Source organism: Peribacillus saganii (assembly GCF_003429095.1).
In the GTDB taxonomy this organism is placed as follows: Bacteria; Bacillota; Bacilli; order Bacillales; family DSM-1321; genus Peribacillus; species Peribacillus saganii.
In genome coordinates, this window is sequence record NZ_QVTE01000082.1 from 1 (window position 1) to 1,042 (window position 1,042).

At 40.2% G+C, this 1,042-nt stretch carries 1 protein-coding gene; it reads right to left on the minus strand.

Annotated elements, in window-relative coordinates:
• Positions 1–149: 149 nt before the first annotated feature.
• Positions 150–908 carry an IS21-like element helper ATPase IstB gene (istB, locus tag D0469_RS20775; protein WP_117328617.1) on the minus strand — a complete coding sequence of 253 codons (759 nt, stop codon included), beginning with the start codon at positions 906–908 and terminating at the stop codon, positions 150–152.
• Positions 909–1,042 lie beyond the last annotated feature (134 nt).

A 1,042-nucleotide genomic window follows, 5' to 3' on the forward strand; every position in this document is an offset into this window, starting at 1 on the left:
TGTATTTGTCAATATTAATTTGAGCCAGCGTGATCACTTCAAAAGTGAGCCACTTCATTCTGTGTTATTTCCATATTTGGGGAAGGATTGGGAGTTTAGGGGAGTTTGCCCCCAGGGGCAAACTTCCCTAAACTCCTCGCGCGCCCATGCTACTGGTCGCTTTCTTCCCTTTGTTTCATACTTTGTCTAAATCGATAAGATTCTCCGTTAAGCAGGAGGATATGAGCCCTATGGGTTAACCGGTCTAGAAGGGCTGCGGTCATTTTTTCATCTCCAAATATAGAGGTCCATTCCGTAAATTCTAGATTCGTAGTTATCATAACGCTAGCTCGCTCATATCGACCGGCAAAGAATTGGAAAAGGAGCTCAGAGCCAATCTTAGTAAATGGCACGTAGCCGAGTTCATCTATGATGATCAAATCAAATTTGAGCCATCTCTTTTCTAAGCCACCTAGCTTATGTTCTTCATTAGCCAAAAGAAGCTCTTCTACTAATTCTGCAGCTGAGATAAACTTGACCTTATAGCCATTTTTAATCATTTCAATGCCAAGCCCGGTTGCCAGATGTGACTTTCCAGTCCCACTGTTACCTAAAAATATTATGTTTTCCTTCTTTTCCACAAAATCTCCCTTTGATAGGGTCAGAAAGCGATTCCTATTCAGACTTGGCATCAAACTAAAATCATAACTATCTAGTGTTTTTTGGACAGGAAAAGCAGCTTGTTTTAGCCTTCTTTGTCTTTGATTTTCTTCTCTAGATTCTGATTCTGCTTCTAGTAAAGCCAATAGAAATTCCTCGTAACTTAAGTTACGATCCTCAGCCTCTCTTGCCAGAGAACGATATTGTGCTGCGATTGTCGGAATCCTTAATTGTTTAGTTAAGTGATCTAAAAGTAATTCAGTTGTCATTTTCCCGTGCCTCCTGTCAATTGACCGTACTGTTCTATATTGGACTTGTTCACTTTATAATCAAGAAGATTGACAGGTGTTTTGTCCGTAGGAAGAGTACTGATCGGTATGAACTGGTTTGTAAGCCTTTGTAT